The following is a 13,360-nucleotide window of genomic DNA, read 5'->3' on the forward strand; positions in this document are numbered from 1 at the left end:
TCAAGCGCGAAGGCCGTCCGAGCGAGAAGGAAACGCTGGTTTCCCGCCTCATCGACCGTCCGATCCGCCCGCTCTTCGCCGACGGCTACAAGAACGACACGCAGATCGTCGTCACCGTCGTCCAGCATGATCTCGAAAACGACCCGGACATCCTGTCGATCGTTGCCACCTCGGCGGCCTTGACGCTGTCCGGCGTCCCCTTCATGGGCCCGATCGGCGGCGCCCGCGTCGGTTACATCAACGGCGAATATGTGCTCAATCCGCATGTCGACGAGATGCAGGAATCCAAGCTTGACCTGATCGTCGCCGGCACCTCAGACGCCGTGCTGATGGTCGAGTCCGAAGCCAAGGAACTCGGCGAGGACCTGATGCTCGGCGCCGTCATGTTCGGCCATCGCGGCTTCCAGCCGGTGATCGACGCGATCATCAAGCTGGCCGAGGTCGCCGCCAAGGAACCGCGTGACTTCACCGCGCCGGACTATTCGGCGCTTGAAGCCGAGATGCTGAAGATCGTCGAAGGCGAGCTTCGCGATGCCTACAAGATCACCGACAAGCAGAAGCGCTATGCCGCCGTCGACGCCGTCAAGGCGAAGGTCAAGGCTGCGTTCGCCCCCGCCGAAGGCGAGGAAGCAAAATACACGTCCGAGCAGATCGGCACTGTGTTCAAGGAACTCCAGGCCAAGGTCGTGCGCTGGAACATTCTCGACACCGGCTCGCGCATCGACGGCCGCGATCTGAAGACGGTCCGCAAGATCGTCTCCGAAGTCGGCGTCCTGCCGCGCACCCACGGCTCGGCGCTGTTCACCCGCGGCGAGACCCAGGCCCTGGTCGTTGCCACGCTCGGCACCGGCGAGGACGAGCAGTATGTCGATTCGCTGACCGGCATGTACAAGGAGAAATTCCTCCTTCACTACAACTTCCCTCCCTATTCGGTCGGTGAAACCGGCCGCATGGGCTCGCCCGGCCGCCGCGAAATCGGCCACGGCAAGCTCGCCTGGCGTGCGATCCGCCCGATGCTGCCGAGCGCCGACCAGTTCCCCTACACGCTGCGCGTCGTCTCGGAGATCACCGAGTCCAACGGTTCGTCGTCGATGGCCACCGTCTGTGGCACCTCGCTGGCGCTGATGGATGCCGGTGTGCCGCTGGCCAAGCCGGTTGCGGGCATCGCGATGGGTCTCATCAAGGAAGGCGAGCGCTTCGCGGTGCTCTCCGACATCCTCGGCGATGAGGATCACCTCGGCGACATGGACTTCAAGGTTGCCGGCACCGCCAACGGCATCACCTCGCTGCAGATGGACATCAAGATCGAAGGCATCACCGAGGAGATCATGAAGATCGCGCTCGGCCAGGCCAAGGACGGCCGCCAGCATATTCTCGGCGAAATGGCCAACGCGCTGTCCGGCGCCCGTTCCGAACTCGGCGAGTTCGCGCCGCGCATCGAGGTCATGCACATCCCGACCGACAAGATCCGCGACGTGATCGGCTCGGGCGGCAAGGTCATCCGCGAGATCGTCGAAAAGACCGGCGCCAAGATCAACATCGAGGACGACGGCACGGTCAAGATCGCTTCGTCCAACGCCAAGGAGATCGAGGCGGCGAAGAAATGGATCCACACCATCGTCGCCGAGCCGGAAGTCGGCGAGATCTACGAGGGCACGGTCGTCAAGACCGCCGACTTCGGCGCTTTCGTCAACTTCTTCGGTCCGCGTGACGGCCTCGTCCATATCTCGCAGCTCGCCAACGATCGCGTCGCCAAGACCTCCGACGTCGTCAAGGAAGGCGACAAGGTCTGGGTCAAGCTGATGGGCTTCGACGAGCGCGGCAAGGTCCGCCTGTCGATGAAGGTCGTCGACCAGGCCACGGGCAAGGAAATCGCCCGCGACAAGAAGGCCGAAGGCGAAGAAGACGCCGCCTGAGCGATTTAGAGCGACGTGCGTCCAAATGGACGCACATAGTAGTACGCTCTAAGGCTTTGAATGTTCGCATCGTGCTTTCCGAAATCGAATCCGATTTCGGGCCGATGCGAAGCGGTATAATCGAAGCGCTGTTCCACCCCTTTGAGGCCGAGGCTGTCTCCGTGCCGCGTAAGGGCGAGCGTGTCCTCTTTCTCGGCGCTGAACCCGGTTTCCGCCTGCCCGAAGGCTTCGATGCAGCACTGCATCTGGTGCAAGGCTTCCGCCCGCATTTTCGCGCGCTGCAGGGGGCCGGCTTCACGGTCACGCCGCATCTGGAGGGCGAAGGTTTCGATGCGGCACTGGTGCTTGCCGGCCGTCATCGCGGGCAAAACGAATTGCATATCGCTCAGGCGATTGAGCGTGTGAGGCCGGGCGGATTGATCGTCGTCGCCGGCGCCAAGGACGATGGCATTGCCAGCCTGCGCAAGCGCATGGACGAGCTTGTGCCGCTCGATGGCCATTTGCCGAAACATCACGGCATCGTCTTCTGGTTCCGTCGGCCGGCCGATACCGCGGCCGCGGCCGCACTTTCCGCCGCCAATCCAACGCTTCTGGTCGAGGGCCGTTTCCGCACCGCGCCAGGCATGTTCTCTTTCGACAAGATCGATGCAGGTTCGAGATTGCTGGCGGGCAAGCTGCCGGGCGACCTGCGTGGCAACATTGCCGATTTCTGCGCCGGCTGGGGCTATGTGACGGCCGAGGTCGCCGCCCACTCACCTGGTATATCGGCGCTCGATCTCTACGAGGCGGAGTTCGATGCGCTGGAGGCGGCGAAGGGCAATATCGGCAATACAGCAGCGGAAGCCAATTTCTTCTGGATCGATCTTTTGAGCGAGCCGGTCGAGCGCCGCTATGAGGCCATCGTCATGAACCCGCCCTTCCATCGCAACCGCGCGACCGAGCCGGAGATCGGTGCCGGCATGATCCGCGCCGCGGCAAAGGCGCTGAAGCCGGGTGGGCGGCTGTTCATGGTGGCGAACCGTCAGCTTCCCTATGAGCCGGTGCTGGCGGCCGCCTTCTCCAGCCATGCCGAGATCGCTCGCGACGGGATGTTCAAGGTTCTCGCGGCGCGTCGCTGAGGCGGAGTTCACCGGACCAAGGCATCTTCTACAGGCTGAATTATTCCCGGCCGTTGTCGGCCTGCTTCAACTCGTCGAGCGCCGGCATCGAGACGATGTGGTAGCCGGAATCGACATAGTGGATTTCGCCGGTGACGCCCGACGACAGGTCGGACAGGAGGTAGAGTGCGGAACCACCGACTTCGTCGATGGTCACTGTACGGCGCAGCGGCGAGTTGCGCTGCTGGTAGGAAAACATGTGGCGTGCGTCGGAAATCCCGGCGCCGGCCAGTGTCCGCACCGGTCCCGCCGATATGCCGTTCACCCTGATGCCGCGCGGGCCGTAGTCGTTGGCGAGATAGCGGACGCTGGCTTCCAGCCCGGCCTTGGCCACGCCCATGACGTTGTAGTTCGGCATGACGCGGACAGAACCCGCATAGGTCAGCGTGATCATCGAGCCGCTGTCCTTCATCAGCGCGGCGGCGTGACGGGCGACCTCGGTGAAGGAGTAGCAGGAGATAATCATGGTGCGGACGAAATTGTCGCGGCTGGTGTCGGCATAAAGGCCCTTCAGCTCGTTCTTGTCGGAAAAGCCAATGGCATGGACGACGAAGTCCAGCCCGCCCCAGGCATTACCCAAAGTCTCGAAGGTGGCGGCAACCGATGCGCTGTCCTCGACATCGCAAGGGACGACCAGCGAGGCGCCGAGCTTGTCGGCGAGCGGCTTCACCCGGCGCCCGAAGGCCTCGCCCTGATAGGTGAAAGCGAGTTCCGCCCCATGTTCGGAGAGCTTCCGGGCGATGCCCCAAGCGATCGAATGATCGTTGGCGACACCCATGACAAGCCCGCGCTTGCCCTTCATCAATCCGTCCATGGTCGGCAAATCCTTATGCGGAATAGCGCTGGAAAATCAGCGTTGCGTTGGTGCCGCCGAAACCAAACGAATTGGACAAAACAGTATCGATCCTGGCGTCGTCGATGCGCGTGCGCACGATCGGCATGCCTTCGAATTCCGGATCGAGGTTCTCGATATGGGCGCTTTCACCGATGAAGCCGCCTTGCATCATCAGGATAGAGTAGATCGATTCCTGCACACCGGCCGCACCCAGCGAATGGCCGGTCAGCGATTTCGTCGAGGTGATGAAAGGCATCTTCTCGCCGAACACTTCGCGGATCGCGCCCATTTCCCTGGAGTCGCCTACCGGCGTCGAAGTGCCGTGCGTGTTGATGTAGTCGACTGGCGAAGAGGTGGTCGCCAGCGCCTGCCGCATGCAGCGCACCGCACCTTCGCCCGAGGGCGCCACCATGTCGTAGCCGTCCGAGGTCGCGCCATAGCCGACGATCTCGGCGTAGATCTTGGCGCCGCGTGCCTTGGCGTGCTCGAGCTCTTCCAGGACCAGCACGCCGGCACCGCCGGCAATGACGAAGCCGTCGCGATCGACGTCATAGGCGCGCGAGGCGGCCGCTGCCCTGTCGTTGAACTTGGACGACATGGCGCCCATCGCGTCGAACAGGTCCGACATCGTCCAGTCGAGATCCTCATGGCCGCCGGCGAAGACCATGTCCTGCTTGCCCCACTGGATCAGTTCGTAGCCATTGCCGATGCAATGCGCCGAAGTCGAGCAGGCCGAAGAGATCGAATAGTTGACGCCGTGGATCTTGAACCAGGTGGCGAGCGTCGCCGAAGCGGTCGACGACATCGCCTTCGGTACGGCGAACGGGCCGATGCGCTTGGGGCTGCCGTTCTTGAGAGTGGTTTCGGCCGCTTCGACGATGGCTCGGGTCGACGGTCCGCCCGATCCCATGACGATGCCGGTGCGCTCATTGGTGATGTCGTTCTCGCCAAGTCCGGCGTCCACGATAGCCTGGTCCATGGCGACATGGTTCCAGGCTGCACCTTGCGACAGGAAGCGCATGGCGCGACGATCGATCAGGGTGGAGGGGTCGAGCGTCGGCGCTCCCCAGACCTGGCAGCGAAAGCCGTGTTCGGCGAAGGAATCAGAGAAGCTGATGCCGGACCTTGCATCGTGGAGCGAGGCCTGCACCTCGTTGGCGTTGTTGCCGATCGACGACACGATGCCGAGGCCTGTCACTACGACCCGTCTCATTCGCAACTCCTTCCAGCGCATGAACCCGAAACCTGTCGGACAAGGATCATGCGCAAATTAAAGTTCTACAGCTTCGTTTGCGCGTCCCACGCGTGGCGCTGTGCAGGCGCCGGTCAGGCGGCGGCCGATTGCTTGGACAGACCCACCTTGAGATCCGTTGCTGCGTATATGGGTTCGCCATCCGCCTTCAGCCAGCCATCGGCTATACCAAGCACCAGCCGGCCGCGCATCACGCGCTTGAAGTCCACGCCATACTCCACCTTCTTGACCGACGGCGTCACCATGCCCTTGAACTTCACCTCGCCGGTCGAGAGCGCCATTCCTTTGCCCGGCTCGCCGAGCCAGCCGAGGTAGAATCCCGTCAATTGCCACATGGCGTCGAGGCCCAGGCACCCCGGCATGATTGGATTGCCGATGAAGTGGCATGCGAAAAACCACAGGTCCGGCTTGATGTCGAATTCTGCGCGGATAAAGCCCTTGTCGAAGGCACCGCCCGTCTCGCTGATTTCGGTGATGCGGTCGAACATCAGCATCGGCGGATAGGGGAGTTGGGCGTTTCCAGGTCCGAACAGCTCGCCGCGGGCGCAGGCAAGCAGTTCTTCGTAATCATAACTGGATTTCGAAACCGCCATCAATCTCTTCCCCGTAATCGTCCGGGCGGTAGTGCGCCCTTGTCGTTGGTTTCCTAACACAATCTATTTCAGGCCGGAAACCGGCGTTTGCGCTTAACCTGCCCGTCTGCCTGGGTCAATGCGCGCTATTGATCGTATTCGGCCGACAGAATATATGTCGGGGGTGTCCAGTTTCGGTCGATGTTCGTTTTTTGCCAGTCTGGGCATACGTTGGGGCGAAACTGTGAGCTTGGACGGATAGATGGATCTGGGCTGCCGGAAGGAAAATGTCGCTGTGGACAAGCGGGTTCGCGAAGCTGGCCTGAGGCCGACGCGTCAGCGCATTGCGCTGGCCGATCTGCTTTTCGCCAAGGGCGACCGCCATCTGTCGGCCGAGGAACTGCACGAGGAGGCGATCGCCGCCGGCGTGCCGGTATCGCTCGCCACCGTCTACAACGCCCTTCATCAATTCACCCAGGCGGGCCTTCTGCGCATCCTGGCCGTCGAAGGGTCGAAGACCTATTTCGACACCAACACCTCCGATCACCATCATTTCTACATTGAAGGCGAGAACAGGATCTTCGATATCGCCGGCGGTCCTGTCACGGTTTCCAACCTGCCGGAGCCGCCGGAAGGCATGGAGATCGCCAATGTCGACATCGTGGTAAGGCTGCGCCCCAAACACCGCGATTGATCGTCGCGTCATTGGGCCGCGAGATACCGTCTCACCCGCTAGACCATGATCCCGAACCGACAAGAAGAGGTCAGTTTTTGACCCGTTCGCCCGGATAAGCGCCCCAGACAAGCGACTGGGCGAGCCAGCCGGTGTGGCCGTCGAAGGTCATTTCGCACCACTGGCCGTCACAGGATTTGATCGTGCCCATGGCGCCCGGCTCGATGATCGCGACGATGCTGGCATCCTTTTCCGCGTCGTTGAGAAGGTTGATTCGGGCATCCTTGCCGCGCTGCCAGGGTGCCACGATCGCCGTGCGGCGGCCTGAAAGCAGCGACTGGTTGATCCAGCCTTCCGAGCCGTCGGCATCGCGCACACGACGCCAGGTGTCGAATTCCTGGATGATTTCCATCGGCAGGCCGGGCTTCATGTACATCCAGTCGACGGAATAGTTGACGCCTGGTCCGACGCGGGAGTTGACGCGGCCCGCTTTCAGGCTGACGAAACGCGGCAGCGGCAGGCCGCTCGGCCCGAGCGTTGCGCTCTGGGCCGGTGCTGCCGCACTCTGTGCCGCCACAAGCGGGGAATAAAGGAGAGCGCCGATAAATGCTGCGCTGATGGTCAGGCGGAGCGACGCAAAACCAGACACTTTCGTTCCTTTCAGCGCCGGCTCATCGGCCTTGGCGCCCCTTTTTCTTTGTCTTCGGCGGAACCTCTTGTTACATGGAGAACTGGCACCGCGACCGGCCTCCAGTTTCGCCTGTCTTGGTTAAAGAGGTCTCAACGAGGGTTGGGTTTGAGGAAACAATGGCAGGCAGAAAAAGGCCCCTCGTCGTCATCACGCGCAAGCTGCCCGATCCGGTCGAGACCCGCATGCGTGAGCTGTTCGACGCCCGGCTGAATGTCGAAGACAGGCCGATGACGCAGCCGGAATTGGTCGCGGCGGTCAAGGAAGCCGACGTGCTGGTGCCGACCATAACCGATCATATCGACGCTGCGCTGATCGCGCAGGCTGGCGACAACCTCAAGCTGATCGCCAATTTCGGCAACGGCGTTGACAAGATCGACGTGGCGGCAGCAGCGAAGAAGGGCATTACCGTCACCAACACGCCGAACGTGCTGACCGAGGACACGGCCGACATGACCATGGCGCTGATGCTGGCGGTGCCGCGTCGGCTGGCGGAAGGCGCCAATGTGCTGACCGGCGACAAGAAGTGGGCGGGCTGGTCGCCAACCTGGATGCTCGGCCGGCGGATCTGGGGCAAACGCCTCGGCATTGTCGGCATGGGCCGCATCGGCACCGCTGTCGCCCGGCGGGCCAAGGCTTTTGGGCTGTCGATCCACTACCACAACCGCCATCGCGTGTTGCCGGCGGTCGAGGATGAGCTGGAGGCGACCTACTGGGAAAGCCTCGACCAGATGCTTGCCCGCATGGATATCATCTCGGTCAACTGTCCATCGACGCCGGCAACCTTCCATCTGCTCTCGGCGCGGCGGCTGGCGCTTCTGCAACCGTCCGCTTACATCGTCAACACGGCGCGCGGCGACATCATCGACGAGGACTCTCTGATCAAGCTGATCCAGGACGGCAAGATCGCCGGCGCCGGCCTTGACGTCTACGAGCACGAGCCGGCGCTGAACAGCAAATTGCTGAAGCTCGCCGCCAAGGGCAAGGTCGTGCTGTTGCCGCATATGGGATCGGCGACGCTCGAAGGCCGTATCGATATGGGCGAGAAGGTGATCATCAACATCCGCGCCTTCTTCGATGGCCATCGCCCGCCCGACCGCGTACTGCCGCTGCGGACGTGACCGGGCACCGTCCAATTCTGAAGCAAGACTTTAGGGTCCCGATAGGGGATCAGGGCCCCCGCCTTTAGGCGGTTGGGATGGCCCGGCATGAGCAACCATCTCGTGCGCCCGCCCGGTCTCACGCAAAAGTTTGTGGCACCAGTTGCGCGCGGTGCAGTCGCGCGGGAACAAGGTTGCCGGATACTGCCCCGGAGCAGCTCCCATGTAGCTTTAGAAAATCATTCTACTCCTGATTGGCCTCGTCGATTGTCGATCCTTGACAATAGCCGGCAGTAGCATCAAGCAAAGGGCTTCCACCGCAAGAGTGCAAAAAGCTGATGACCGACCGCCGCAACGACCCCGGCCCCGAGATCGAGGGACTTATCCGCACCATCGAGCCTCGCCTCATCGAACTGCGCCGCGACATCCATGCCCATCCAGAAACCGGCTTCGACACGATCCGCACGGCCGGCCTGGTCGCCGCCGAGCTTGGCGCGCTCGGGATCGAGGCGCGCACCGGCGTCGGCCGCACCGGCGTCGTGGCCGATATTTCCGGAGCCTTTCCCGGTCCCTGCCTGATCCTGCGGGCCGATATGGATGCCTTGCCGATCGGGGAGCAGACCGGTCTGCCTTATGCTTCGACCATTCCAGGCAGGATGCATGCCTGCGGGCACGATCTTCACACCGCCTCGCTTCTCGGCGCCGCATATGCGCTGGTCTCGCTGGCGCCGCGCCTGCGCGGCTCGGTCCGGCTGATTTTTCAGCCCGCAGAGGAGACGCAGGAGAGCGGCGCGGCGGCCATGGTGGCGGACGGTGCCGCCAAAGATGCTGACATGGCCATCGCCTTCCACAACCGTCCGGAACTGCCGGCGGGGCAGGTTCTGTTGAACCGCGGCGCAAGCACCGCATCGAGCGACGAGTTCAGGGTGGTGGTGCGCGGCAAGTCGGGCCATGCCGCGCGGCCCCATGCCGCCATCGACCCGATCGTCGCCAGCGCCCACATCATCACCCAACTGCAGACCGTGATATCGCGCGAGATGGATCCGGCGCAGTCCGCCGTCCTGACCATCGGCCATATCGAGGGCGGCGCGACCCAGAACATCATTCCCGACAGCTGCATGTTCGAGGGCACGGTGCGTTGCCGCTCGCCGCGGTCGCGCGATCTCGCCGAGGCCGCGTTCCGGCGCATCTGCGAAGGCACGGCGCAGGCGCTCAATGCCGCCGTCGAGATCGACTATGCGCGCGGCGCGCCGCCCCTGATGAACGACGATGCGCTCGTCGATCGTGCGGTTTCCGTGCTCGGCCATCAGTTCGGCGCGACGCCCCAGGTCGAGCCGGGAACGAGCTTCGGAGCCGAGGACTTTTCCTATTTCTCCGAGCTCATGCCGTCGGTCCAGATATTCATCGGTTCGGGCCAGCCCGGCCGTGACGACCGCGTCCACAACTCCGACTACCAGCCCGATGAAGCCTGCATCGGGCAAAGCGCCATCGCGCTCACGCGCATGGCGGTCGATCTTCTTTCCTGATCCCTCAACCCTCCTCCCAAGGATGACCCAGCCATGAAAATCACCCGCAGCACCTTCCTGCGCATAGGCCTTGCCGCCATTGCCGGGCTCGCCGTTGCCCCCGCCACAGCTCTTGCCCAGGGGCGCAAAAAATATGTTTTCGCCACCGAAGGAGCCTTCCCGCCCTTCAATATGACCCGTCCGAATGGCGAGCTCTACGGCTTCGAGCTGGACATGCTGGCCGACATCGCCAAGCGCGCCGACTTCGACTATGAGGTGATTTCGCAGGCCTGGGACGGCATGATCCAGGGCCTCATCGACGGCAAGTACAATGCGGTGGTCGACTCGGTCTCCGTCACCGAAAAACGCCTCGAAGTGGTCGATTTCTCTCTTCCCTACACCACCGGTGGCTCGACCTTCGTCGTGCTGAAGGAAAGCGGCGTCGAACTGCCGGGCATCGGCGCTTTCGTCGACCTCGACGATCCGAAAGCCACCGATGCCGCCATCGCGGCGATAGCCGGGGTGCTGGACGGCAAGACCGTGGGCGTCCATGTCTCGACCATCCAGGCAGATTTCCTGAACAAGTATCTGGCCGACAAGGGCGTGACGATCCGCACTTATCAAACCGGCCCGGAAGTCTATCAGGATCTGCTGAACGGGCGGCTCGACGCCGGGATCGCCTCGGTCACCAACGTCTCGGCTTTCCTCGAGAAGAACACGGAAACCGCCAAGGCTACCGGCCCGTCCTTCACGGGCGGCGTCATGGGTCGCGGCTCGGCCTTCGTCGTCCAGAAGGGCGACGCCGAGCTGGCCGGGCTTCTTAGCAAAGCGCTGAAGTCGATGTCGGACGACGGCACGCTCGTCGGGCTGTCGAAAAAATGGTTCGGCATGGTCGTGACGCCTACGCTCTGAGGCCAGGGTGCAGGCCGATCTGACCCTTCTAGGCTTCGGACCCGACGGATGGGGGCTGGCGCTCGCGCGCGCCGGCCTCATGACGCTCTACGTCTCCGTCGCGGCATTCCTGAGCGGGTTGGCGTTCGGCACGCTCATCGCCTGGGCCCGGGTGGCGGGCAACTGGCCGCTGCGCAAGCTGGCCGAGGCCTACGCCACGGTCTTCCGGGGCGTGCCCGATATCCTGGTGATCTACCTGTTCTATTTCGGCGGCCGGCAGGTCGTCACGGCCATTGGCACGGCGCTCGGACTGTCGGGGCCGTTCGACATCAGCGGCTTTCTGGCCGGCGTGCTGGCGATCGGGCTGGTCTCGGCCGCCAACCAGTCCGAGGTGCTGCGCGGCGCCTATCAGGCCGTGCCCCGGGGCACGATCGAGGCTGGGCGCGTGGTCGGCATGACGCGGCTGGTCCTGTTTCGGCGGGTCATCGCGCCACAAGCGCTGGTCACCGCAATTCCCGGCATGGGCAACCAGTGGCAGTCGGTCATCAAGGAATCCGCCCTTGTCTCGGTGACGGGGTTGGTCGAGACCATGCGCCAGGTCGCGGTCGCGGCGGGCACCACGCAGGAGCATTTCCTGTTCTACGCCGCCGGTGCGATTATCTATCTCATCATCACCACGCTGTCGGATCATGTCTTCCGCCTCGCCGAAAGACGCAGCCTGCGCGGCCACGAGCAAGGCGGGATCTGAGATGGATTTCGCCTTTCTCTCGGGCATGCTCACGCAGCTCCTCAAGGGATTGCCGCTAACGCTCAACCTCGGCATGCTGGCGCTTGCGGGCGGGTTCGGCCTTTCGCTGATCCTCAACCTCATGCGCACGACGAGGGTCGGCAACGCACTGGCCTCGGCCTATGTTTTCGCCTTCCGCGGCACGCCGCTGCTCATCCAGATATTCATGATCTACTACGGGCTGGCGAGCTTCGGCTTCATCCGCCACGGCTTCCTCTGGCCCTTCCTGCGCGAGCCCTATTGGTGCGGGCTGCTGGCGCTGATCCTGAACGATGCCGCCTATACGTCCGAGATTCTGCGCGGGGGGTTGCGCGCCGTACCAAGGGGCGCGGTCGAAGCAGCGCGCGTCTCGGGCATGACGCGGCTGACGGTCATGCGCCGCATCACGCTGCCCATAGCCGTCCGTCAGGCGCTGCCCGCCTATTCCAACGAGGTGATCTCGATCCTCAAATCCACGGCGCTGGTCTCGACCATCACGCTGATGGAAGTCACCGGCATAGCCCGCGCCGCCGTCTCGGAAACCTGGCGGGCGGTCGAGATATTCCTCTGCGCGGCGGCGATCTATCTCGCCCTGTCGCTACTGGTGACGCAGCTCTCGGCCTGGGCCGAGCGGCGCCTTTCGCCCTGGCAATTCGGAGAGACGCCATGACCCTGCCATCGACCGCGCTTTCCATCGCCGGCCTGCGCAAGAGCTTCGGCAGCAACGAGGTGCTGCGCGGCATCGACCTTGTCGCCAAGGATGGTGACGTGATCTCGTTGATCGGCGCGAGCGGCTCTGGCAAGAGCACGCTGCTGCGCTGCATCCCCATGCTGGAGATCCCCGACGCCGGAACGGTGTCGGTGGGCGAGGACAGCCTCTCCCCGACGGGCGGCCGGCTGTCGCGCGCCCAACTGGCCGTGGCGCGGCAGATGCGCGGACATCTCGGCTTCGTCTTCCAGAACTTCAATCTGTGGCCGCACCGCACCGTCCTGCAGAACGTCATCGAGGCGCCGCTGTTCGTCCAGAACCGTCCCCGCGCCGAGGCAGTGGACGAGGCCACGGCGCTCCTGGAAAAGGTAGGCCTGTCCGAAAAGCGCGATGCGTGGCCCGCGCATCTTTCGGGCGGGCAGCAGCAGCGGGTCGCGATCGCGCGCGCTCTTGCCCAGCGGCCTCGCGCCATCCTGTTCGACGAGCCCACCTCGGCGCTCGACCCGGAACTGGTGGGCGAGGTCCTGAAGGTGATCCGCGCCCTTGCCGCGGAAGGGCGCACCATGCTGATCGTCACCCACGAGATGGGCTTTGCGCGCGAGGTCTCCTCGCAGGTAGTCTTCCTGCATCAGGGCCTGATAGAAGAGGCCGGCACACCCGGGCAGGTCTTTGGCAACCCTGCATCGGAGCGCTGCCGCGCCTTTCTCAGCGGCCATTTCGACCGCAATCGCTAGGGACCCCGGACATGCGTCAGCCAATTCAGCGCAAGAGCCTTCAGGACCAGGCCACCGAGTGGCTGCGCGAGGCGATCGTGCGTGGCGATTTTGCGCCGGGCGCGGTGCTGACCGAGCTGACCTTGACCGAACGCATCGGTCTCGGCCGTGGCACGGTGCGTTCCGCGCTCTTCGCGATGGAAGCGCAGGAGCTGGTGACGCGCACGCCCTATTCGAGCTGGCGCGTGGCCGTGCTCGATGCCCAGGCGATCTGGGAGATCTACACATTGCGCGCGGCGTTCGAAGGTCTGGCCGCCCGCATTCTCGCCCAACGTCGCGCCGCTCTCGGTACCGATCTGGTCGAGGCGGCCTTTGCCGCCCTACCGGCGGCGAATGACGGCGGCACGGATGTGCGGGTGGCGGCCGATCTCGGCTTCCATGCCAGTTTCGTCGAGCAGACCGGGCACCAGCATCTGATCCGTCGCCACGGGCTCTTGGCCGACAAGATGGAGTGGCTCTATCGCTGGTCCGAGGCACACTGGCCCCGACGCCAGCCGCTGGTCAGCGATCACCAGCGCCTGTT

The 13,360-nt window shown here is 63.8% G+C and carries 14 protein-coding genes; 10 read left to right on the forward strand and 4 right to left on the reverse strand.

Annotation, left to right across the window (positions count from 1 at the left end; genetic code table 11):
• Both pnp and E5W87_RS10660 read left to right on the forward strand, forming a co-directional pair.
• Nucleotides 1-1,916: polyribonucleotide nucleotidyltransferase (gene pnp, locus E5W87_RS10655; RefSeq protein WP_292396771.1), on the forward strand; the 1,916-nt coding region annotated here is incomplete at its 5' end.
• A gap of 104 nt (nt 1,917-2,020) precedes the next feature.
• Nucleotides 2,021-3,034: a class I SAM-dependent methyltransferase gene (locus E5W87_RS10660; protein WP_292396798.1), complete on the forward strand. Its 1,014-nt coding sequence runs from the start codon at nt 2,021-2,023 to the stop codon at nt 3,032-3,034.
• 40 nt (nt 3,035-3,074) lie between these two features.
• Here E5W87_RS10660 and fabI read toward each other — a convergent pair whose 3' ends face one another.
• The 3 genes from fabI to fabA all read right to left on the reverse strand — a co-directional run bounded on the left by fabI (nt 3,075) and on the right by fabA (nt 5,753).
• Complete coding sequence (gene fabI, locus E5W87_RS10665) at nt 3,075-3,887, reverse strand: enoyl-ACP reductase FabI (protein ID WP_292396773.1); 813 nt, start codon at nt 3,885-3,887, stop codon at nt 3,075-3,077.
• 13 nt (nt 3,888-3,900) lie between these two features.
• Complete coding sequence (gene fabB / locus E5W87_RS10670) at nt 3,901-5,121, reverse strand: beta-ketoacyl-ACP synthase I (protein WP_292396775.1); 1,221 nt, start codon at nt 5,119-5,121, stop codon at nt 3,901-3,903.
• 113 nt (nt 5,122-5,234) lie between these two features.
• Nucleotides 5,235-5,753 carry a 3-hydroxyacyl-[acyl-carrier-protein] dehydratase FabA gene (fabA, locus tag E5W87_RS10675; RefSeq protein WP_023802127.1) on the reverse strand — a complete coding sequence of 173 codons (519 nt, stop codon included), beginning with the start codon at nt 5,751-5,753 and terminating at the stop codon, nt 5,235-5,237.
• Between the two features lie 241 nt (nt 5,754-5,994).
• Between fabA and irrA the strand changes: the two genes are divergently transcribed.
• Nucleotides 5,995-6,426, forward strand: coding sequence for an iron response transcriptional regulator IrrA (irrA, locus tag E5W87_RS10680; RefSeq protein ID WP_292396776.1), 432 nt, complete (start codon nt 5,995-5,997; stop codon nt 6,424-6,426).
• Between the two features lie 70 nt (nt 6,427-6,496).
• Here the strand turns inward: irrA and E5W87_RS10685 are convergent, their stop codons facing one another.
• On the reverse strand, nt 6,497-7,054 hold the full coding sequence (locus E5W87_RS10685; protein WP_292396778.1) for an SH3 domain-containing protein: 558 nt from the start codon (nt 7,052-7,054) through the stop codon (nt 6,497-6,499).
• A gap of 158 nt (nt 7,055-7,212) precedes the next feature.
• Here E5W87_RS10685 and E5W87_RS10690 point away from each other — a divergent pair, with 158 nt between their 5' ends.
• The 7 genes from E5W87_RS10690 to E5W87_RS10720 all read left to right on the forward strand — a co-directional run.
• On the forward strand, nt 7,213-8,214 hold the full coding sequence (locus tag E5W87_RS10690; RefSeq protein ID WP_292396780.1) for a D-glycerate dehydrogenase: 1,002 nt from the start codon (nt 7,213-7,215) through the stop codon (nt 8,212-8,214).
• Nucleotides 8,215-8,531: 317 nt separating this feature from the next.
• The gene (locus E5W87_RS10695; protein ID WP_292396782.1) at nt 8,532-9,719 is read left to right on the forward strand and encodes a M20 family metallopeptidase; all 1,188 of its coding nucleotides are present in this window, start codon (nt 8,532-8,534) and stop codon (nt 9,717-9,719) included.
• 33 nt (nt 9,720-9,752) lie between these two features.
• Complete coding sequence (locus tag E5W87_RS10700; RefSeq protein WP_292396784.1) at nt 9,753-10,610, forward strand: transporter substrate-binding domain-containing protein; 858 nt, start codon at nt 9,753-9,755, stop codon at nt 10,608-10,610.
• 7 nt (nt 10,611-10,617) lie between these two features.
• Nucleotides 10,618-11,337 (forward strand): ABC transporter permease subunit, encoded by a 720-nt coding sequence (locus E5W87_RS10705; RefSeq protein WP_292396786.1) that lies wholly within the window; start codon nt 10,618-10,620, stop codon nt 11,335-11,337.
• Between the two features lies 1 nt (nt 11,338).
• Complete coding sequence (locus E5W87_RS10710) at nt 11,339-12,025, forward strand: ABC transporter permease subunit (protein WP_292396787.1); 687 nt, start codon at nt 11,339-11,341, stop codon at nt 12,023-12,025.
• A complete protein-coding gene (locus E5W87_RS10715) occupies nt 12,022-12,798 on the forward strand; it encodes an ABC transporter ATP-binding protein (RefSeq protein WP_292396789.1) in 777 nt (258 codons plus the stop codon). Before E5W87_RS10710 ends, E5W87_RS10715 begins: the two co-directional genes overlap by 4 nt.
• An 11-nt stretch (nt 12,799-12,809) precedes the next feature.
• On the forward strand, nt 12,810-13,360 hold a 551-nt coding region (locus tag E5W87_RS10720; RefSeq protein WP_292396791.1), incomplete at its 3' end, for a GntR family transcriptional regulator.

This window comes from Mesorhizobium sp., from assembly GCF_004962925.1.
Taxonomy (GTDB): Bacteria; Pseudomonadota; Alphaproteobacteria; order Rhizobiales; family Rhizobiaceae; genus Mesorhizobium.

Bases quoted from the DNA above. Each gene is read 5' to 3' on its own strand.
- E5W87_RS10715 (WP_292396789.1), top strand. From the start codon at position 12,022: ATGACCCTGCCATCGACCGCGCTTTCCATCGCCGGCCTGCGCAAGAGC.
- E5W87_RS10690 (WP_292396780.1), top strand. From the start codon at position 7,213: ATGGCAGGCAGAAAAAGGCCCCTCGTCGTCATCACGCGCAAGCTGCCC.
- E5W87_RS10695 (WP_292396782.1), top strand. From the start codon at position 8,532: ATGACCGACCGCCGCAACGACCCCGGCCCCGAGATCGAGGGACTTATC.
- fabI (WP_292396773.1), bottom strand. From the start codon at position 3,887: ATGGACGGATTGATGAAGGGCAAGCGCGGGCTTGTCATGGGTGTCGCC.
- fabB (WP_292396775.1), bottom strand. From the start codon at position 5,121: ATGAGACGGGTCGTAGTGACAGGCCTCGGCATCGTGTCGTCGATCGGC.
- E5W87_RS10710 (WP_292396787.1), top strand. From the start codon at position 11,339: ATGGATTTCGCCTTTCTCTCGGGCATGCTCACGCAGCTCCTCAAGGGA.
- E5W87_RS10700 (WP_292396784.1), top strand. From the start codon at position 9,753: ATGAAAATCACCCGCAGCACCTTCCTGCGCATAGGCCTTGCCGCCATT.
- E5W87_RS10660 (WP_292396798.1), top strand. From the start codon at position 2,021: ATGCGAAGCGGTATAATCGAAGCGCTGTTCCACCCCTTTGAGGCCGAG.
- fabA (WP_023802127.1), bottom strand. From the start codon at position 5,753: ATGGCGGTTTCGAAATCCAGTTATGATTACGAAGAACTGCTTGCCTGC.
- irrA (WP_292396776.1), top strand. From the start codon at position 5,995: ATGGATCTGGGCTGCCGGAAGGAAAATGTCGCTGTGGACAAGCGGGTT.